The sequence below is a fragment of the Enterobacter cloacae complex sp. 677-3DZ2D5B genome (assembly GCF_004136695.1).
Taxonomy (GTDB): Bacteria; Pseudomonadota; Gammaproteobacteria; order Enterobacterales; family Enterobacteriaceae; genus Enterobacter; species Enterobacter hormaechei_C.
Genome location: NZ_QFLS01000007.1, coordinates 108456 through 127918 on the forward strand (window position 1 = coordinate 108456; position 19463 = coordinate 127918).

The window sequence follows — 19463 nt, forward strand, 5'->3', positions numbered from 1 at the left end:
GTCGTTGTGAGAAAAACAAAACGCGTCACCATTAAAGATATCGCGGAGCTCGCGGGGGTATCAAAAGCCACCGCCAGCCTGGTGCTGAACGGCCGCAGCAAAGAGCTTCGGGTGGCGGAGGAGACACGCGAGCGCGTGCTGGCGATTGCCAAAGAACATCATTATCAGCCCAGTATTCACGCCCGTTCGCTGCGAGACAACCGCAGCCACACCATTGGTCTGGTGGTGCCGGAAATCACCAACTACGGGTTTGCCGTTTTTTCTCATGAGCTGGAGACCCTCTGCCGCGAGGCGGGTGTTCAGCTGCTGATCTCCTGTAGCGATGAAAATCCGGGCCAGGAGACGGTGGTGGTCAATAACATGGTGGCCCGCCAGGTGGACGGGCTGATTGTCGCCTCCAGCATGCTCAACGACGCGGACTATCAAAAGCTGAGCGAACAGTTGCCCGTTGTGCTTTTTGACCGTCATATGAACGAAAGTACTCTGCCGCTGGTCCTCACCGATTCAATTATCCCAACCGCCACACTGGTGGCCGACATCGCGCGCCAGCATCCGGATGAGTTCTACTTCCTCGGCGGCCAGCCGCGGCTTTCCCCGACGCGTGACCGTCTGGAAGGGTTTAAGCAGGGGCTGCGTGACGCTGGCGTCGAGTTACGTCCGGAGTGGATCATTCATGGTAATTACCATCCGAGCTCCGGCTACGAAATGTTTGCCGAGCTTTGCGCACGCCTGGGCCGCCCGCCAAAAGCCCTTTTTACCGCCGCCTGCGGTCTGCTGGAAGGGGTGTTGCGCTATATGGGGCAACATAATCTGCTGCAAAGCGATATGCGTCTGGCCAGCTTTGACGATCACTATCTCTATGATTCTCTGACCATTCCTGTCGATACCGTTCGTCAGGATAACCGCCAGCTCGCCTGGCACTGCTTTGATCTGATTGGCAAACTGATTGAAGGGGAAACGCCGGAGCCGATCCAGCGTAAGCTGGATGCCACCCTGCAACGGCGATACAAGGCCGTGGAGTGACAGGGTAACGTATGAGGGGTACATCTATAACTTTAATTAATTAAAGATTGGATTCAGCCGATAACCAAAGGGAAATTATATCCCTGAGGTGTGTTATGTCGTTGAAAAAATCATCCCTGATTATCCTGTTTTCCCTGCTTTTCTTCTTTGTGGCCAGCACTACCACCAGCGTTGGGCTCATCATTAAAAGTAATACTTCGCTGGATAATGTGAACAAAGAAATTCAGGTGGTTCTGTCCATTATTGATCCCATTAACCACAGCCGAACCCTGCGCGTCAGGGTTATGGAGTATGTGAAAATGGTGGAAGCGGGGGACGCCACCGACCCGTCTGCGAAACTGGCCTCGGTTAAAGAGGCGCTGACCAAAGCCGATAGTGCATTTTCGGCGTTTATGGCCTCGCCGCGTTTGCCGGACGAAGCCCCGCTGGTCACTGCCTACCAGCAAGCGTGGCAAAATTACCGTAACCAGGGACTGGCACCGCTGATTGCCGCTGCCGCCGCTCATGATGTGTCGCGGTTCAACGCTCTTATTCCCGTGGTGTCTCAACTCGATCGCCAATATGAAATTGTGCTCGATCAGGTTCTCTCCGTTCACCAGAAGTACGCCAAAACGCTGAACGAGGATGCGAGCCATAATTTTGTGTCGGGTCTGGTTATTATCGCCAGCATTGCGGTGCTGTTCGTGGTGGTGATCTTCGCCGTCAGCCTGCTGATGAAACGCGTGGTCTTTGCGCCGGTGAACCTGGCGCGCGAGCACTGTCGCCAGATTGCGGCCGGGAAGCTGGACGTACCGGTACCGATCAAGCGTGATTCCGGGAATGAAATCGATCACCTGATGTCCTCGATGGAGCAGATGCGCCAGGCGCTGCTCTCCACCATTTCTCAGGTGCGCGATGCCAGCCACACCGTGACGCATGCGGCGCAGGAAATTGCCTCCGGCAATATCGACCTGGCCTCCCGTACCGAGCAACAGGCTTCGGCCCTGACCCAGACGGCCGCCAGCATGGAAGAGCTGAGCGCGACGGTGGCGAATAACACCGACAACGTTTTCCAGGCCGGTAAGCTGGTGCAGGATGCCGTGAAAAATGCCCATACCGGTGAAGCGGTAACCCGTGAAGTCATCGAAACGATGAATACTATCGCGTCCAATTCGAAGCGTATTGAGGACATCACCAGCGTCATCAACAGCATTGCTTTCCAGACTAATATTCTGGCGCTAAACGCGGCCGTTGAAGCGGCGCGTGCTGGCGCGCAGGGGCGAGGATTTGCCGTGGTAGCAAGTGAAGTGCGCACACTGGCCCAGAAAAGCGCGGTGGCGGCGAAGGATATCGAAAGCCTCATCGCCCAGTCTGTTTCCAGCGTGAAAAACGGTGCGGAACTGGTGAATCGTTCGGGAGAGGTGATTGATTCTATTATCAGCTCTGTGAATAAAGTGCATATGCTGATGGAACAGATTTCGGTTGCCTCAGAAGAGCAGAGCCGCGGGATTGGTCAGGTTGGGCAGGCCGTAACGGAGATGGACGGTGTGACCCAGCAGAACGCGGCGCTGGTGCAGCAATCCGCCGCCGCCGCGGCCTCGCTGGAGGAGCAGGCGCAGCAGCTGTCCCAAAGTATCTCGCGCTTTAGTTTGCCTGCTACGGCGTGATGTTCAGAGAGGCTCCCGAGGGAGCCTTTTTAATGTTTGTATTCAGCCGCTGCACAATCTCCTTCAGCCATTACTGTTATCCGTACAACGCCGCTATCACATAAATTTTCTCTTTCCCCGGCAATATTTCTGTTTCTCATCCGTCTACCTCATCAGAGACCATAATCATTCAACATAAACGAGGCACACATGAGAAATTTTGATATGCACGGAAAAGGTCACGGGCGTGGCTTGGGCCGCCATCGTATGGGTAAGGGCATCGTGATTGGCGCAGTCCTGTTCGTGGTGCTTGGCCTGCTGGTCATGTCCCTGTGGAACGCGTTGCTCCCGGCCATCCTGGGGGTTAAAGCCATTGGCTTCTGGCAGGCGCTGGGGATCCTGCTGCTGAGCCGCATTCTTTTCGGTGGGCTGGGTTTCCGTCCCGGTATGTTCGGTGCGCACCGCCGTATGCACGAACAATGGATGAATATGAGCCCCGAACAACATGAGGCCTTCATTCAGCAGCGTCGGGCGGGATTTGGGCGCCATGGTCATTGCCGATGGCACGATGGCCGGGATGAAAAACGAGATGATAACGGTGCGAAAGCGCCGGAAGCCGAGTGAGCGATATGAAAGCCGGTGAGGCGGGGGAATCATTACTGATCTCGGCACTCAATGCCTGCCGCACGCGGCTAAAAGCCTTCATTCGCGGAAGGACTGCGGTTCGTGATGATGTCGATGATATTCTTCAGGAAGTGACCTGGCAGTTGATGAAAGTGGAACAACCGGTCGAGAACGTCGCCGCCTGGCTGTTTCGCACCGCACGAAATGAGATGATCGACCGGGCGCGAAAAAAGCACGAGGTTTCACTGCCGGGGTACCTGACAGCAGATGACGACGACTTTCCGGAGCAGGAGATTGCAGAAACGTTATTCGGCGTACCGCAAACGCCGGAGGAGGAGTATCTCAACATGCTGCTATGGGAAGAGTTGGGGCAAGCCCTGTCGGAACTGCCGCCACCTCAGCGCGAGGTGTTTGAAAAAACGGAATTTGAGGGCTACAGCATGAAGGTGCTGGCAGAGGAAACAGGCGACAGTGTGCAGGCGTTATTATCCCGCAAACACAAAGCCGTGCGATTTTTGCGTAGTCGCCTCAAGGATATTTATGAAGCGTTGACAGGGCAATAAACTTCGACCACTCTGAAAAACAATATTTTAGAGGGGTCGTTATGCTTCAACGGTTAGCAAAGAAAAAGGTGCTGTTACTCTCTGCTCTGATGGTTTCGGGGCTGGTCAGGGCAGAGGAGTCGCTTCCGGATGCGGTGAAGCACTTCAGTGAACAGCAGGACATCAAGATCATTAAGAAAATTGACGCCCCCGGCGGCGCGCCAGCGTGGCTGGGGCAATATCAGGACATGGGCGTGACGCTCTTTCTGACCCCTGACGGAAAGCACGTCGTGTCTGGCTATCTGTATGATGAGAAGGGAACCAACCTCAGCGAGGCCTTTTTCCAGAAAGAGATCTACGCCCCGATGGGCCGCGAGATGTGGAAAAAGCTCAATGCGGCGCATCCCCTGAAGGAGGGCGCGGAGAGTGCCCCGCGCAAAGTCTTCGTCTTTGCCGACCCGTTCTGCCCGTACTGCAAGCAGTTCTGGGCTGAAGCGCAGCCGTGGGTGAAGGCTGGCAAGGTCCAGCTCAACACGCTGCTGGTTGCGTTTCTTAACCCGAACAGCGGGCGTAACGCCTCCGCGATCCTGAATGCGAAAGAACCGGTGTCGGCCTGGAAAGCGTACGAGCTGTCCGGCGGTAAAAAGCTGCCGAAACCTGAAGGAGCGGCGTCCCGGGAAACCGTTGAGATCCTGCAAAATCACCAGACGCTCATGGACAGTCTCGGCGCGAATGCCACACCGGCTATTTATTACCTGAATGAGCAAAACGAACTGCAACAGGTCGTGGGTATGCCAGACGCAAAACAGCTTGAGGCAATGTTCGGACCGAAGCCGTAAAAAGAAAGGCAGAAACAGGACGTTTCTGCCTTTTTTCAGTCAACTACCCCAGCGTCTCCGGAGGTAATTTACTGCTTCCTGCGTCTGCGGCTGGTTAAGATAGTCTTCACGGAACAGGATGGTGCCCTTAACGTCTGGCAGTGAATCATTGAGGTCGAGCTGTTTTTTCAGCTCCGGTACGCCGCCGTTCACCGTCCAGTCCGGTTCGTTTCTGGAAGGCGCGCCCACTTTGTAGAACGCGATCCCGATATACAGACGGGTGTGGGTCGGTTTCACCACGTCAGCCCACCATTTTGTCAGCACATCGTAACGTGCCGCGTCGCGGGCGAAGGGCCAGTAGATCTGCGGCGCAATGTAATCCAGTAATCCCTGCTGTACCCATTTGCGCGTGTCAGCGTAGGATTCATCATAGGCTGCGGCGCCGCGCGTGTCCGAGCCTGCCGGGTCGAAGGAGCGATTGCGCCAGACCCCCGCCGGGCTGACGCCAAATTCGACCTCAGGTTTAGCCTGCTTGATCGCCCTGGAGACCTGCACAATCAACTGCTGCGTATTGTGTCGACGCCAGTCCGCTTTTGACGAAAATCCTTCGCCATAGCGCCTGAAGGTCCAGGCATCATTCAGGGGGGAGCCCGGCGTCTCGGTGTAAAAATAGTCATCGAACTGAACGCCGTCGACAGGGTAATGATTTACCACTTCCATCACCACCTGGGTTATCCAGCCCCGCACCTCGGGAATGCCCGGGTCGAGAACAAAACGATCCCCCGAGGTGCGGATCCACTCCGGATGCAGGACGTACACGCTCGAAGGATGAAGCGACGAGGTGCGGTTAAGCGCGGCGATGGTCGACGGCTTCGTGTTGGTGGAAACGCGGTATGGGTTAAACCAGGCATGAACCTTCATCCCACGCTTGTGCGCTTCATCCAGCATAAACTGAAGCGGATCGTAACCGGGATCTTCCCCGATAGTCCCCGTCAGGGTATCTGACCAGGGCAGTATTTTAGAAGCCCACAGCGCCGTACTGTCCGGTTTTACCTGAAAGAAGACGGTGTTGATCCCAAGATTTTTCAGCTTATCGAGCTTGTCCGTCAGCGCCCGCTGTTGCTGGGCGATGCGCTGGTCCGCGCTACGGCCATTCACCGATGAAACGGGAGGCCAGTCGAGACGGGAGACGGTCGCCAGCCAGATCCCGCGCATGGGTTCTTTAGTCTGCTGTACTGGTTTCGCCTGCGGCAGCGGGGTTACGAGTGATTTAGGTGGTTTGGAAGTGCAACTTACCAGTAAAAGCGCGCAGCCAAGCAGCGCGCCAGTCCGTTTTACGTGTCGCATCATTTGCGTGTTAGCTCCTGGGTGTCCGGCTATCCGTCCAGGGATTAAACGCCGGTTCGTCCTGTTCCCCGTTACCGTCATCGTGAAGGGAGTCGAGGTAGAGGGCTTCAACTTCCGCCCGCGCCCATGGGGTGCGGCGCAGAAACTTCAGACTCGATTTAACGCTCGGGTCCTTGCGAAAACAGTTGATTTTGATTCGGTTGCCCAGTTCATACCAGCCATATCGCGCAACCAGCGCGTTAACCTGCATTTCGAGGGTTACGCCATGCAAAGGATCGTTGGAAACATGTGCTGTCATAGGCGTCCGGTAGTCTCATTTTTTATGGGGATGTGATAAACGCTCAAAGGTTACAAGAAAGCAGGGGACGCGGCAATTTCAGCGTGAGGTTCTTCACCCGTGAAGGGTGAAGAGGATTTCCGGTTAATACTATTTTTTAAACAGTTCAGGTGCCCACGGCGTTGGGTCTACCTCCATAAAGGGCGCACGCTCAAAGCGGGACTTCAGCGCCCAGGGCACCGTACAGTCGAAAATCGTTTTGCAGGTGATCCCGTTGCCACGAATGGAGGGGCTGTAGTCCGGCGCCTGAGACGGATCGAGCTGGTGTCCGCGGATCCCCGGCAGATGGGTGATGCTGACATCGCCCTGCATACGGGTCGTCATCGCCCACAAGATGTCGTCGCTGTCGAAAATATCCACATCTTCGTCGACGAGAATAATGTTTTTAAGCTCGGAATAGGTGGCTAACGCGATGAGAGCCGCCTGACCCTGACGCCCTTCGTCAGAGGGCTGGCGTTTTTTCACCTGCAATACGCCAAGGAACTTGCCGCCGCCAGCGGTATGCGCATAGACGTTTTGCAGAAAACCGGGGATGGCTTCTTCCACCGCATTACGGATGCTGGCCTCCGTTGGCAAACCGGCCAGCGTGGTGTGCTCTTCGCCCGGTCCTACCAGGGTTTGCAGGATCGCCTGATGACGCATCGTGACGGCCTTCACTTTGATTACCGGTAAGGAGGGGTTAGCCTCCCCGCAGTAGCCGGGAAATTCCGGCATCGCGTGCCCGGTGTGGGTATGCTGATCTTCTTCTACGCGCACGCCCGGCAGCAGTTCGCCTTCGATGATAATTTCCGCACGCGCAATCGCTTTTTCATTTACGGCCACACCCTGCACCAGCTCGACGGGGGTCTGACGTAACGCGCCGGCGACACCCAGCTCGTTGTAGCCGAAGGGCGTGGTAGGGGCTTCGAAACAGGCGCCAATATAGATAGCGGGATCGAGACCCATATTGATCGTGACCGGCAACGGTTTGCCCGCCTCCTCGGCTTTCTTACGGAACACTTCAATATGGCGGCCCGCGGCAAGAAACATGGAGAGCTCATCGCGCTCCTGCACGCAGAGACGGTGAATAGTGACATCGGTCAGTGAGGCATCTTCCGGATCGCTTGCCAGCACCAGCCCCAGACAGAAGAACGGACCGGCATCTATCGGCGTGTTGGTCGGTGCCGGAAGCAATTTACGCAGATCGAAGTCCGGATCGTCGGCATAAAACACCTGTTCCTGACACGGCGCCTGTGCCGCCGGAACCACAACGGGAGCAATCGGGTTTTTCACGGCCTGGCCGACATGTTTTGCCAGTTCAGAGGGATCGCAGCCCAACAGGAGCGCCGCCCGCTCGCGGCTGGCGTGCATTCCGACCAGAATACGGGAGTCGGGGTATCCCTTAATAGCGTTAAACATCATCGCCGGGCCAATGCGCGTCGGACGTTTTACCGTGCCGCCAGCACCAATATGCCGGTACACACCCGCCAGCTCCGCGTCAGGATCGACCGGATGGCTGGTTTCAAGGTATTGACCTTCATGGCGTTTTAGCAGTTCGATAGCACTTCTGAGATCGTTGATGTGGTTTTCCATATTTTTCCCCCCTCGGATGAATGCATCCATTCTTAACCGGACGAAGAGGGCTATCAATTGCATCATTTATGCTATTTTAATATGAATTTTATTATCAATAATAAAGGCATGGTATGCAGTTTCGACTGATGCGCAATTTTATCGTGGTGGCGGAAGAGCTTCACATGCATCGAGCGGCGGAGCGCCTTAACATGGCGCAGCCCGCGCTGAGTCAGCAGATAAAAACGCTTGAAGATCGTCTGGGGGTAATGCTCTTTAGCCGGGCGAATCGTCGCCTGACGCTGACGCCAGCCGGTGAGGCGTTTCTCAGTAAAGCCAGAGTCGCGATTTTAATGACCGATCAGGCGATTCTGGATGCCAGACAGACGGCCAGAGGGGAACAGGGCGTGCTGAATCTCGGATGTGTTTCAAGTGCGATATTCGACAGTAAGCTGCCCGCCGCGCTGCGGCTTTTACATGAGAAATGGCCCGCCATCAGCCTTTCCATGATGACGGGAAATGTGCAAACCCTTTATACCGGCGTGCAAAGCAACCAGCTGGATGTGGCCATTATTCGTGCCCCGTTACCGCTGCTGCCTGACGATCTGCAAAGCCGTCCTTTCACAACGGAAAAAGCCGTGCTGGCCTTACCTCGTCAACACAGCCTGGCGGGCTCCGCCGCGCTGACGCTTGCGTCGGTGAAAGAGGAGAAGTGGATCGCCCTGCGCGACCCGGAGGGGATGGGGCTGGAGCAATATTTCTATGATGCCTGCCACAGCGCGGGCATACAGCCTGACGTTGTGCAAAATGCCACCGATGTCCCCACGGTGATAAGTCTCGTCTCGGCAGGGTTTGGCATCGCCATGCTGCCGGCTTCAGCGAAGGCGATATGCGTACAAAACGTCGTCTTTGTGGATATTCTTGACCGACTCCGGGAGAGCGAGCTGACGCTGGTTTGCCACCGGATTATTCGCTCTGAGGTGCTGAAAAAATTGATGAGTATCCTCGATCATACCTGACGTCCGGCGGCCTGAAGAAGCTGTTCTCGCAGCCAGCGGTTAGCCGGATCCTGGCTGTTTTTCGGGTGCCAGTACATACCGATGACGATCGGCGGGAGATCCAGCGGCGGCGGAAAAATATCAAGCGTTTGCGTAAACCGTAGCAACATGCGTCTGGGTAAGGTGCAGAGCAAATCGGTACCGGCAACAATCGCAGGCGCCATCGCATAGCTTTGCGTCGACATCACTACGTTACGCTGGTGGCCAAGCCCCGCCAGGTGCTGATCGACAAAGCCCGCGAACGGGTCGCCCTCGGATGAAACCACCAGGTGGGAAAGGCTACAATAGCTATCCAGATCCATCGGACTCGTACCGCGCGGATGGCCTTTTCGCTGGGCTGTGGCATATTCATCGTCAAACAGCTTGCGTCTGACCCATGCATCGTGCGCCACCGCGTTAACGCCGACATAAATATCCACATCGCCATTTTCCATCTGCGCTGGCAGCAGTTGGGTTTCCGGGAGCGCAAAACGCAGGCGGATACCTGGCGCCGCACTGCTAATCTGATTCTGCAACTCTGCCCCCAGCATCAGCGCCGGGTTCTCGTGCAGGGCAATCACAAAGGTGCGGTTGCTGTTCTGCGCGTTAAACGTGGTGGGTTCAAGCATCGCCGATATACCCTGCAAAACCGTCGCGACCTGCGGCCTTAACCCCTCGGCGCGCGGCGTCGGTAACACCCCACGTCCGTGTGGGGAAGGGACAAACAGCGGCTCACCAAACAACACGCGCAGGCGCGCAAGGCGGCCAGACATCGCCGGCTGGCTGATGCCCAGCCGCGCGGCGGCATGGGTGATATTCTGGTCCCTGAGTAACGCATCCAGCGTCAGGATCAGGTCCATATCCATATCGGAGGGGGACATCTTATTTTGCGTCACGGTTGGTATAGGTCACCGGAACCCACGCGTAGCCGTCCCGCTCACCTTTCGTCACATAGCCGATCCCGGGGAAAGGCAGATGTGGCGCCGCAATCAGCGCTTTATTTTTCACAAACTCAGCGAAAGCAGCGTTGCGCACCCGGGCGGCGCCGTCCTGATCCTCATCGTAAGCAATCGTCACGTTGGGCTGTGGGAACTGAACCGCGGCAACGTGAATGATGTCGCCGACAAAAGTCATTTTTTCACCTTTGCTCTCCAGCGTGTAGAACGCGGAGCCTGGAGTGTGACCCGGGTGAACCGTACCGCTGATGCCCGGCAGAAGCTGTTCCGTGCCGGAGAAGGTCGTCACTTTTCCGGCATCCAGATAGGGCTTTAAGGTCTTGTGCGCGACGTCGAAGTAGTTCTGGTCATAGCCAGACTTTTTCTGGTTCTCGTCGTTAAAGAAGAAATCGATATCCGGTTTGCCGACATACACCTGCGCGCGGGTAAACACGCGCTGACCGTCTTTAACCAGGCCGCCAGCGTGATCGGAGTGCGCATGGGTGATCAGAATATCGGTAATATCTTCGGGTTTGATGCCCTGGGTCGCCAGGCTCTCAATCAGCCGCCCGCCTTTGCCGGGGCCAAACAGCTGACCGGAACCGGTATCCACCAGAATTTTGTGGCCGGGGATGGCGATATAGAACGCGTTAATCGACGCTTCCACCGGATTGGCCTGGAAGTTTTTAGCCAGTAACGCATCGGTATTTTCCGCCGTCGTCCGGCGCAGTAAGGCGTGCAGATCCTGCGGCACGCTCCCGTCCGTAAAGGCGGTGACAATCGTATCGCCAACCTGAACGCTGTAGCCGCCAGCCTGCTGTTTCACCACATGCTGCGGAACGCTGGCCACCGCGTGGATAGCGGGAAAGAATAAAACCGAACCGGCCAACAGGGTTGATATCGCAAGTTTTTTCACAGTAAACATGATGGGCTCCTCAATAGTAAGTTCATCATAGTTCAACTGCGATTTTTGAGAACCGCCGGGAAGTGAATGTGACCTATCCATGGAATGGATAGGTCTGAGAGGATGCTTTACAGCACGCCGGTACCGCCGTCAGAGCACCACACTTGCCCGGAGGCGTATGAGCAGGTATCGGAGGCAAACAATACATACAGCGGTGCGATTTCAACCGGCTGGCCCGGTCTGCCCAGGGGCGTATCTTCCCCGAACTTCTGAACTTTGGACTGCGGCTGGCCGCCGCTGGACTGAAGAGGCGTCCAGTATGGACCTGGCGCGACGGCATTCACCCGAATGCCACGCGGTCCCAGCTGCTGGGCCAGAGACTTGGTAAAGGCTACGTTACAGGCTTTGGTCTGCGCATAGTCCACCAGGATCGCGCTCGGTTTAAACGCCTGAACGGAAGTGGTGTTAATGATCACGGCGCCTTCCTGCAAATGGCGCAGCGCAGCTTTGGTGATCCAGAAGGGGGCATAGACGTTGGTCTTAAACGTCGCGTCAAAATCTGCCGTGGTGAGATCGTCGATAGATTCACAGTACTGCTGGCGTCCGGCGTTATTCACCAGAATATCCAGGCCGCCCAGTTCGGCAACGGCTTTTTCCACCAGCGTGTCGCAGAACGACTCCACGCGAATGTCGCCCGGAATGGCGACCGCTTTACGGCCTTCAGCCTGAATCAGCGCAATGACCGATGCCGCATCGGACTCCTCTTCCGGCAGATAGCCAATAGCGACATCTGCGCCTTCACGGGCATAGGCGATCGCTACCGCGCGACCAATTCCGGAATCACCGCCGGTAATCAGCGCTTTTTTTCCTGCCAGTTTTCCTGACCCGATATAACTTGTTTCACCATGATCCGGTATTGGCTTCATTTCCGATGCCAGCCCGGGGGCCCTTTGCGGTTGTTCAGCAAACGGTGGACGAGGGTAATGCAGCGTGTGATTATTTCCTGTAGACATACCGGCCTCCTTAATAGTGAATTCCAAGATTAGTCGTTAATTAAACGTAAGCGGGCAAAATTGACAAATTCAGACAAATCTATCTTCCGGTAGCGGATATAAAATATTTTCTCAAGCCAGCATGTAATACCAGAAAAGGGCGACCTCATCTTTTTCCGGCAGGGCGTTGTAAAGGTAGCGATCGTAACCGCCGAGAATAAACCCATAGTGACGATAAAAAAGACAGGCAGAAACATTAACGTTCTGCGTCTCCAGCCGTAACCCGGGCGCATTGAGGCTTCGCGCCCAGACGTGGGTGGCGGACATCAGCTTGTGCGCCGCGCCCGTACGACGCTTTGAACGCTCCACGGCAATGTAATCCACCGATATAAATTTATTCCAGTTGCAGGACGCGGTAATAAAACCGGCGATTTCACCGTCATCCGTTTCGGCGATAAGAAATATTGAATCCGGATTAACACAATGATTTTCCAGCGTCTGGAGATCCAGTTCATAGGTTTTAAGATAAGGTTCGGTCAGCGCCTCGATATGCAAATCACCATTGAGAAAAGGCTCTCTGGCAATCTCATCGACCGTAAAAGAAAAATCACAGCATTCAAGACGGGCAAGGTCGGTGCTTAATCCTTTTCGAATATGCATAGTATTCCTTAAGTGGGAGTTATAAATAGATAATAGACGAAGCGGCATACTCTGCTGGCATAACACTCTGTAGATCCTGGTCTAAGCTTGTATTTCGTTCCGCGTAAAATGTGGTCATTCGAGGACAATGAATGGAATTCAGAACATGTCGCAGGCACTGGGGTGCTGAGTTTATTTCCGATGACGTTGTACGTTTTCGCGTCTGGGCAGAAGGGCAAAAAGATCTCACGTTGCGTTTAACCGATACCGACATTCACATGGCGGCGGTGGGCGACGGCTGGTTTCAGATTGACGTGCCCGGCATCAGGCACGGTACGACGTATCAGTTTGTTTTACAGGATGGAATGGCGGTGCCGGACCCGGCCTCGCGCGCGCAGCAGGCTGACGTCAATGGCCCGTCGGTGGTGATCGACCCGCGTCGCAGCCTGCCCGCTCAGCGCGAATGGCAAGGACGACCGTGGGAAGAGACGGTGATCTACGAGCTGCATATCGGCACCTTCACCGGGGAAGGAACCTTCAGGGCGGCCATAGACAAACTGCCTTATCTGGCCGAACTGGGTATTACGCAACTGGAAGTGATGCCCGTGTCCCAGTTCGGGGGCGCGCGCGGATGGGGGTATGACGGTGTACTGCTGTATGCCCCGCACTCGGCTTATGGTACACCGGATGATTTTCATGCCTTCATTGATGCCGCCCACGCGCTCGGGCTTTCCGTGGTGCTGGATATCGTACTCAACCACTTTGGCCCGGAAGGGAACTACCTGCCGTTGCTCTCGCCGGCGTTTTTCCATCAGGATCGTATGACCCCGTGGGGCAACGGTATTGCCTATGAGGTTGAAGCTGTCCGGCAATACATCGCTGAGGCGCCGTTATTCTGGCTCTCGGAGTATCATCTTGACGGTCTGCGCTTCGACGCCATCGACCAGATCCATGACGACGCTGAGACCCATATTCTTCCCGAGATAGCGCAACGGATCCGCGACGCCTTTCCGGATCGGCATATCCATCTGACCACCGAAGACAGTCGCAACGTGATTTTCCTGCATCCGCGTGATGAGCATGGTCAGACGCCGCTTTTCACCGCCGAATGGAATGATGATTTTCACAACGCCGCGCATGTCTTCGCGACGGGAGAATCACACGCCTACTATCAGGATTTTGCCTTTGAGCCGGAGAAAAAACTGGCGCGGGCGCTGGCAGAAGGCTTTGTCTACCAGGGGGAAATCTCGCTTCAGACCGGAAAATCGCGCGGGGTAGAGTGTCGCGAGCAACCCCCACAGTTTTTTGTCGATTTTATTCAAAATCACGACCAGGTCGGCAACCGTGCCCAGGGGGAGAGGCTTATCTCTCTGGCTGGGGCGGATAAAACGCGCGTGCTGTTCGCGGCGCTGCTCCTGTCGCCCCATATTCCGCTGCTGTTTATGGGCGAGGAGTATGGCGAAACGCATCCGTTCCTCTTTTTCACCGACTTCCACGGCGACCTGGCGAAAGCGGTGCGGGAAGGGCGCGCGAAAGAGTTTACCGGCCATGCCGGGCACGATGAAACCGTACCGGACCCCAATGACGTAAATACCTTTATGCGGTCGAAGCTTGACTGGAACAAGGCAGACACGGAGGAAGGCAGGGCGTGGCTGCACGTCACGCGCGAGCTGATTGTGCTGCGTCAGCGCTTTATCGTCCCGTTACTGAAACAGCGGGGCACCGTGGAGGGTAACGTCCTGCAAACGGCGCTCGGCATGGTTGCAGTGAGCTGGCGTTTTCCGTCCGGCACGTTGTCGCTGGCGCTGAATATCGGCAAAAAGCCGCTCGCCTTACCGGACCTGCCCGGAAAAACGATCTTTAGCTGGCCGGAGGCAGTCGAAAACCTGCCGTCGAACAGCATTGTTGTTCGCTTTGCTGATGGAGAAGCAGCGCTATGATCCCTTCCTCTACTTACCGAATTCAGTTTCGCAACGGCATGACCTTTGACCGCGTGGCAGACCTGATTCCGTATATGAAAGACCTCGGTATCAGCCATCTTTACGCGTCGCCTGTTTTCACCGCAACCACGAATTCCACCCACGGCTATGACGTGACCGACCCCAACGAAATTGACCCGGCGATTGGCGGGCGGGAAGGGTTTGACCGCATGGCGGCGGCGCTGAAACAGGCGGGGATGGGGCTGATTCTGGATATCGTTCCTAACCATATGTCGACCTCGCTGGAAAACCGCTGGTGGCGCGATGTTATCGAACATGGCGGGCAGAGCCGCTATGCGGCGTATTTTGATATCGACTGGTCCCGACCGCTGACGTTGCCGTTTCTTGGCGACACCTTTGAAGCCGAGCTGGAGCGGGGGACTATCACCTTAAAACGTGACAGTGTCACCAACAGCGCAGCGCTGGTTTACTATGATACCGCCTATCCGCTTAATCCCGGCACGTATGCCGAAGGCAAGAGCATCGCTGAGATCCACGAGGCGCAAAGCTGGCGGCTGATGTCCTGGCGGGAAGCGCCGAAACAGCTTTCATGGCGGCGCTTTTTTGAAATCACCGGGCTGGTCGGCGTGCGGGTAGAGGATGAGGCGGTATTCGCAGATACGCACCACCTGATCCTTGAGCTTGTCCACGCCGGGGTTGTCGACGGCCTGCGCATTGACCATGTGGACGGGCTTGCCGATCCGCTGGGCTATTTGCAGCGACTGCGTGCGGCTACCGGACCGGATTGCTACATCACGGTGGAAAAAATCCTCGCCAAAGGGGAACAGCTTCCTCCGGAGTGGCCCATCTCAGGTACTACGGGTTATGAGTTTATCGCCTCCCTGGCGGAAGTGCTGGTGGATGATACCAACCTCTCGCGGCTGGAGATGCTCTACGACGAGACGCTGGGTACGACCGTGGACAGGCAGGCGGAACTTCGCAACGCCAAAGGGCTGATGACCGATCGTAATTTTGAGGGTGAATTTACCACGTTGCTCAAAATAGCCAGCGAGCTGGCCGGGCATAACGGCGCCGAAGTGGAGCATGATGATATCCGCCATGCCCTGCGTGAGCTGCTTATCGCGTTTCCGGTGTATCGCACCTACGGCACCGCTGAGGGACTGACGCCACCGGATGTGGCGCTGCTCAGCCGTGTGGTCGCCAGCGTCAACGCCTCTGAACCCGCTCTGAGCCTGATCGTGCGTATTCTTACCGGCGATCTGCCGGAGCATGACCACGCGCTGGCCTCGCTTTTCCGCACCCGTTTTCAGCAACTGACCGGGCCGCTGATGGCAAAATCGGTAGAGGATACGCTGTTCTTCCGCCATAACCTGGAGCTGGCCCTGAACGAAGTCGGCGCCGACCCGACGCCGCGCGCGTTTTCACTTTCCCGTTTTCATCAGGAAATGCGCATTCGTCTTGCCCGCCAGCCCGATGCGCTGCTGGGAACTTCCACCCACGACACCAAACGCGGCGAGGATGCACGAGCTCGTCTGTATACGCTGACGGAAGCGCCAGATCTGTGGGGAGAAAATCTGGCGCGCTGGCGGCAGATGAACCAGACGCAGGTCCGATTCCTCAACGATGGCACCGCGCCGAACGCCGCCGACACCTGGATGATCTTCCAGGCGCTGGCGGGCGTCTGGCCAGCAACCCTGTCGCCTGAGGATCGTGATGGCCTTAAGTCACTGGAAGAGCGTTTCCTCGGCTTTATCGAGAAAGCCCTGCGCGAGGCCAAGCAGCGTACCGACTGGATCGACAGCAACGAAGGTTACGAGAGCGTGGTCCTGGACTACGTGCGCCATCTGCTTTCCCCGGATAACACCCTGTTCCTGCGTGATTTCAGTGCCGCACTCCAGCCGTTTATTCGGGCTGGGTTAATGAACAGCCTGAGCCAGACGGTGATCAAGCTGACTGCGCCTGGCGTACCGGACATCTACCAGGGCAGCGAGGGGCTTAACTTCAGCCTCGTCGACCCGGATAACCGCCGCGAACCGGATTTCGCCGCACTGGCGGAAAACCTCAGCGTAGCGGATGGCACCGTTTTTAACGATGCGCAACGCTGGCGAGACGGCAGCGTGAAGCAGTACGTTACCGCCACGCTGTTACGGCTTCGGCCACATTACCCCGCACTTTTCCGCTACGGCGACTGGCTGCCGCTGAAGGTAACCGGTGAGCGGGAGGAGAATCTGATCGTTTATGCCCGCATAAAAGATGACGAGGCGCTGATCGTCGCCGTGCCGCGTCTGGTGTTTGACGTCACCGACAATGCGATGCTGTGGGCCAACACTATCGTGGCCATACCCCAGGAGCTGGCCGGGAAGCACTACCGGGATCTGTTTACCGGTGAGCGTCGCCTTCTGCCAGAGACGCTGGATTTAACGTCTGAAAAGGGATGTTTGTTGGTTCTGCTTACCTGCGACTAATCGAGGAGAACAAAAATGCCAAAGGATACAACGTTTGAAATTCGGGCCGGTCATGGCCAGCAGTTGGGCGCAAATTATGACGGGAAAGGGGTAAACTTCGCCCTGTTTTCCGCCCACGCGGAGCGGGTGGAGCTGTGTCTGTTTGATCCTTCGGGAAAAACAGAAATCGCCCGCCTGGAACTGCCGGAATATACCCATGAGGTCTGGCACGGCTATGTGCCGGATTTGAAACCGGGGGCGCTGTATGGCTACCGTGTGTATGGCCCCTACGATCCGGAGAACGGTCACCGTTTTAACCCCAATAAGCTGCTTATTGACCCCTATGCCCGTGAACTGGTGGGTGACATTGAGTGGAACGATGCCCACTTCGGCTATGAGCTGGGACACGATGAGCTGGATCTCAGTTTTGATACGCGAGACAGCGCGCCATTTACGCCCAAATGTAAGGTCATCGACCCCAATGCCGTTGACTGGCAGGACTCACGCCGGCCCGATATCCCGTGGCCGCATACCGTGGTCTATGAAAGCCACGTAAAAGGCTTTACCCAGCTTAACCCGGCTATTCCGCCTGAACTGCGCGGTACGTTTGAGGGGATGGGGCATAAAGCCTCGGTGGAATACATCAAAAGCCTCGGCATTACCTCGGTCGAGCTGCTACCGGTTCACTGGTTCCCTGACGATCAGCACCTGCTCGATCGCGGCCTGAAAAACTTCTGGGGCTATAACTCGCTCGGTTTCTTTGCGCCAGCGTCCCGCTATTACGGCCCGGCGGGCATCCAGGGTTTCCGCGACATGGTGCGTGCCTATCATGACGCGGGCATCGAGGTGATCCTCGACGTGGTCTATAACCACACGGCGGAGGGCAACGAGCTGGGACCAACCCTGTCGTTTAAGGGGATTGATAACTTCTGTTATTACCGCACCATGCCGGATCAGCACCGGTATTACATCAACGACACCGGCACCGGGAACACCGTTAATACATCGCACCCGCGCGTGTTACAGATGGTCATGGACTCCCTGCGCTACTGGGCGGAGTCGATGCAGATTGACGGTTTCCGCTTTGACCTCGGGACCATTCTCGGACGTGAGCCGGAGGGGTTCGATCCGCGCGGCGGCTTCTTTGATGCCGTGACCCAGGATCCGGTGCTGTCGAAGCTGAAGCTCATCGGTGAGCCGTGGGATATCGGCCCCGGCGGGTATCAGGTGGGGGGCTTCCCACCTGGCTGGGGTGAGTGGAACGACAAATACCGCGATACGGTACGTGAATACTGGAAGGGGGATAACGTTTCTAACGATTTTGCCGCCCGTCTGTTAGGGTCCGGTGATTTGTACGATCTGCGCGGGCGTCGTCCGTGGGCCAGCGTCAATTTTATCACCGCGCATGACGGCTTCACGCTGAACGACCTGGTATCGTACAACGAGAAACATAACGCCGATAACGGGGAAGATAATAACGACGGACATAACGATAACCGGTCGTATAACTACGGCGAAGAGGGGCCGACGGAAAACCCGGATATCATTGCCACCCGCGAGCGGCAAAAGCGCAACTTCCTCACCACGCTCTTCTTCTCGCACGGCACGCCGATGCTGCTGGCAGGCGATGAGTTTGGCCGGACGCAAAAGGGCAATAATAACGGCTATTGTCAGGACAGCGAGATCTCCTGGGTAAACTGGGAAGGACTCACTGAAAACGACGAGAAGCTGCGCGACTTTACCCGTCGGTTGATTGCCCTGCGCGCGACGCAGCCGCTGCTGCGACGTGAGAACTGGCGCGACGGGCTGGAGATCCGCTGGTTTAACGCCGGTGGCGGACCGCAGCAGTCGGAACAGTGGGACGAGGGTTCCACCCTTGGTCTTGCCATCAGCCGTCCTGATCTTGAGCAGGAAGAGGGCGTCTGGCAAGACGTGCTGATGCTGTTTAACCCGTTTGAAGGTACGGTGCCATTCCAGATCCCGCAGTTTGGCGAAGGGGGTTGGGTGCTCGAACTCTCGACGTCGGAGGATGCCCCCACGGGGGAAATCATCACTGAATCTGTCGATTACGAGCTGGCCGGGCGGAGTATCACCCTGTTCCGCCGTCCTTAAAGCGAGGCCGCCGCGCGTGCGGCGGTATCATACAGGGAGGAGATCGCGCGGAGTAACTGCGCGGTCTCGCCAATCGACGCGCCCGGAATACCGCTTTCCGCATGAATGTTGATTAGGCAGGCCTCCCGCACCTCCCGGTACTTCATGCACAGCGCTTTTCCCTCCTCCGTAGTGGAGAAAAAAAGCTCTTTTCCCGCTTTCTCGCTGGTGACGTAGCCCGCCTTGACCAGCTTTTTCAGCGCATACGTCACCACGTGGGTATCTTCCACGTTCAGCACAAAGCAGATGTCAGCCAGCTTTTTCTTACGGTTGCGGTGATTCACGTGGTGCAGAAGCGAAACATCAAAGGCCCCCATATCCGGTTCACCCGCTGCGGTCATGCAGCGCACCATCCATTTGTTAAACGCATTGCTGGTCATGATCAGCGCATATTCCAGCTCTGATAATTCAGCACACCGCTCTGAGACGAGATGACGGGAGGAGACGATTCGCCCGTCCGCAATATCGTCGTGGTTTAACGCTGTCGTCTTTTTCTTTACTGTCATAACGATCCTTCCCCCGAAATGTAAACCCGTCGATAAAATAAGAACATT

Annotated in this window: 17 protein-coding genes; 9 read left to right on the plus strand and 8 right to left on the minus strand. The window is 56.4% G+C overall.

The features are described from left to right. The first annotated feature begins 6 nt into the window (after positions 1-6). From DD597_RS11800 to dsbG, 5 genes are all read left to right on the plus strand, one after another. Complete coding sequence (locus DD597_RS11800) at positions 7-1023, plus strand: LacI family DNA-binding transcriptional regulator (protein WP_048240752.1); 1017 nt, start codon at positions 7-9, stop codon at positions 1021-1023. A gap of 95 nt (positions 1024-1118) precedes the next feature. Beyond that, positions 1119-2669, plus strand: a complete 1551-nt coding sequence (locus DD597_RS11805) for a methyl-accepting chemotaxis protein (protein ID WP_048240754.1) — start codon at positions 1119-1121, stop codon at positions 2667-2669. 189 nt (positions 2670-2858) lie between these two features. Then, on the plus strand, positions 2859-3272 hold the full coding sequence (locus DD597_RS11810) for a hypothetical protein (protein ID WP_129256210.1): 414 nt from the start codon (positions 2859-2861) through the stop codon (positions 3270-3272). Positions 3273-3277: 5 nt separating this feature from the next. Then, the gene (locus tag DD597_RS11815) at positions 3278-3835 is read left to right on the plus strand and encodes an RNA polymerase sigma factor (RefSeq protein ID WP_181014318.1); all 558 of its coding nucleotides are present in this window, start codon (positions 3278-3280) and stop codon (positions 3833-3835) included. Positions 3836-3876: 41 nt separating this feature from the next. Further along, positions 3877-4653, plus strand: a complete 777-nt coding sequence (gene dsbG, locus DD597_RS11820) for a thiol:disulfide interchange protein DsbG (RefSeq protein ID WP_129256212.1) — start codon at positions 3877-3879, stop codon at positions 4651-4653. 39 nt (positions 4654-4692) lie between these two features. On the opposite strand, the gene DD597_RS11825 is transcribed toward dsbG, so the two are convergent. The 3 genes from DD597_RS11825 to DD597_RS11835 form a co-directional block, all read right to left on the minus strand. Beyond that, the gene (locus tag DD597_RS11825) at positions 4693-5982 is read right to left on the minus strand and encodes a glycoside hydrolase family 10 protein (protein WP_129256213.1); all 1290 of its coding nucleotides are present in this window, start codon (positions 5980-5982) and stop codon (positions 4693-4695) included. Positions 5983-5989: 7 nt separating this feature from the next. Beyond that, positions 5990-6277, minus strand: a complete 288-nt coding sequence (locus tag DD597_RS11830; RefSeq protein ID WP_063159047.1) for a VF530 family DNA-binding protein — start codon at positions 6275-6277, stop codon at positions 5990-5992. A gap of 129 nt (positions 6278-6406) precedes the next feature. Then, positions 6407-7888, minus strand: a complete 1482-nt coding sequence (locus tag DD597_RS11835; RefSeq protein ID WP_063159048.1) for a UbiD family decarboxylase — start codon at positions 7886-7888, stop codon at positions 6407-6409. Positions 7889-8001: 113 nt separating this feature from the next. Between DD597_RS11835 and DD597_RS11840 the strand changes: the two genes are divergently transcribed. Beyond that, positions 8002-8886, plus strand: a complete 885-nt coding sequence (locus tag DD597_RS11840) for a LysR substrate-binding domain-containing protein (protein ID WP_003857101.1) — start codon at positions 8002-8004, stop codon at positions 8884-8886. Here the strand turns inward: DD597_RS11840 and DD597_RS11845 are convergent. The 4 genes from DD597_RS11845 to DD597_RS11860 form a co-directional block, all read right to left on the minus strand. Then, complete coding sequence (locus DD597_RS11845; RefSeq protein ID WP_129256214.1) at positions 8877-9785, minus strand: LysR family transcriptional regulator; 909 nt, start codon at positions 9783-9785, stop codon at positions 8877-8879. The genes DD597_RS11840 and DD597_RS11845 overlap by 10 nt on opposite strands. 1 nt (position 9786) lies before the next feature. Further along, entirely contained in the window at positions 9787-10764 is a 978-nt protein-coding gene (locus DD597_RS11850; protein WP_023324665.1) for an MBL fold metallo-hydrolase, read from the minus strand. A gap of 107 nt (positions 10765-10871) precedes the next feature. Then, positions 10872-11756 (minus strand): SDR family oxidoreductase, encoded by an 885-nt coding sequence (locus DD597_RS11855; protein ID WP_022651207.1) that lies wholly within the window; start codon positions 11754-11756, stop codon positions 10872-10874. A 111-nt stretch (positions 11757-11867) separates the two neighbouring features. Beyond that, entirely contained in the window at positions 11868-12395 is a 528-nt protein-coding gene (locus DD597_RS11860; RefSeq protein ID WP_003857109.1) for a GNAT family N-acetyltransferase, read from the minus strand. A 131-nt stretch (positions 12396-12526) separates the two neighbouring features. Here DD597_RS11860 and treZ point away from each other — a divergent pair, with 131 nt between their 5' ends. Genes treZ through glgX form a run of 3 tightly spaced genes read left to right on the plus strand, consistent with a single transcriptional unit; the run spans position 12527 to position 18870 of the window. After that, positions 12527-14314 (plus strand): malto-oligosyltrehalose trehalohydrolase, encoded by a 1788-nt coding sequence (gene treZ / locus DD597_RS11865; RefSeq protein WP_058647876.1) that lies wholly within the window; start codon positions 12527-12529, stop codon positions 14312-14314. Next, entirely contained in the window at positions 14311-16779 is a 2469-nt protein-coding gene (treY, locus tag DD597_RS11870; RefSeq protein ID WP_063944731.1) for a malto-oligosyltrehalose synthase, read from the plus strand. The genes treZ and treY overlap by 4 nt, the downstream gene beginning before the upstream one ends. 15 nt (positions 16780-16794) lie before the next feature. Continuing rightward, positions 16795-18870 carry a glycogen debranching protein GlgX gene (glgX, locus tag DD597_RS11875; RefSeq protein WP_003857116.1) on the plus strand — a complete coding sequence of 692 codons (2076 nt, stop codon included), beginning with the start codon at positions 16795-16797 and terminating at the stop codon, positions 18868-18870. Here the strand turns inward: glgX and DD597_RS11880 are convergent. Further along, positions 18867-19415 (minus strand): winged helix DNA-binding protein, encoded by a 549-nt coding sequence (locus DD597_RS11880; protein ID WP_003857118.1) that lies wholly within the window; start codon positions 19413-19415, stop codon positions 18867-18869. The genes glgX and DD597_RS11880 overlap by 4 nt on opposite strands. Between the last annotated feature and the right edge of the window lie 48 nt (positions 19416-19463).

Excerpts from the sequence above, each read along its gene's own strand:
- DD597_RS11805 (WP_048240754.1), top strand. The coding sequence starts at position 1,119 with ATGTCGTTGAAAAAATCATCCCTGATTATCCTGTTTTCCCTGCTTTTC.
- DD597_RS11810 (WP_129256210.1), top strand. The coding sequence starts at position 2,859 with ATGAGAAATTTTGATATGCACGGAAAAGGTCACGGGCGTGGCTTGGGC.
- DD597_RS11815 (WP_181014318.1), top strand. The coding sequence starts at position 3,278 with ATGAAAGCCGGTGAGGCGGGGGAATCATTACTGATCTCGGCACTCAAT.
- dsbG (WP_129256212.1), top strand. The coding sequence starts at position 3,877 with ATGCTTCAACGGTTAGCAAAGAAAAAGGTGCTGTTACTCTCTGCTCTG.
- DD597_RS11825 (WP_129256213.1), bottom strand. The coding sequence starts at position 5,982 with ATGATGCGACACGTAAAACGGACTGGCGCGCTGCTTGGCTGCGCGCTT.
- DD597_RS11830 (WP_063159047.1), bottom strand. The coding sequence starts at position 6,277 with ATGACAGCACATGTTTCCAACGATCCTTTGCATGGCGTAACCCTCGAA.
- DD597_RS11835 (WP_063159048.1), bottom strand. The coding sequence starts at position 7,888 with ATGGAAAACCACATCAACGATCTCAGAAGTGCTATCGAACTGCTAAAA.
- DD597_RS11840 (WP_003857101.1), top strand. The coding sequence starts at position 8,002 with ATGCAGTTTCGACTGATGCGCAATTTTATCGTGGTGGCGGAAGAGCTT.
- DD597_RS11845 (WP_129256214.1), bottom strand. The coding sequence starts at position 9,785 with ATGTCCCCCTCCGATATGGATATGGACCTGATCCTGACGCTGGATGCG.
- DD597_RS11850 (WP_023324665.1), bottom strand. The coding sequence starts at position 10,764 with ATGTTTACTGTGAAAAAACTTGCGATATCAACCCTGTTGGCCGGTTCG.
- DD597_RS11855 (WP_022651207.1), bottom strand. The coding sequence starts at position 11,756 with ATGTCTACAGGAAATAATCACACGCTGCATTACCCTCGTCCACCGTTT.
- DD597_RS11860 (WP_003857109.1), bottom strand. The coding sequence starts at position 12,395 with ATGCATATTCGAAAAGGATTAAGCACCGACCTTGCCCGTCTTGAATGC.
- treZ (WP_058647876.1), top strand. The coding sequence starts at position 12,527 with ATGGAATTCAGAACATGTCGCAGGCACTGGGGTGCTGAGTTTATTTCC.
- treY (WP_063944731.1), top strand. The coding sequence starts at position 14,311 with ATGATCCCTTCCTCTACTTACCGAATTCAGTTTCGCAACGGCATGACC.
- glgX (WP_003857116.1), top strand. The coding sequence starts at position 16,795 with ATGCCAAAGGATACAACGTTTGAAATTCGGGCCGGTCATGGCCAGCAG.
- DD597_RS11880 (WP_003857118.1), bottom strand. The coding sequence starts at position 19,415 with ATGACAGTAAAGAAAAAGACGACAGCGTTAAACCACGACGATATTGCG.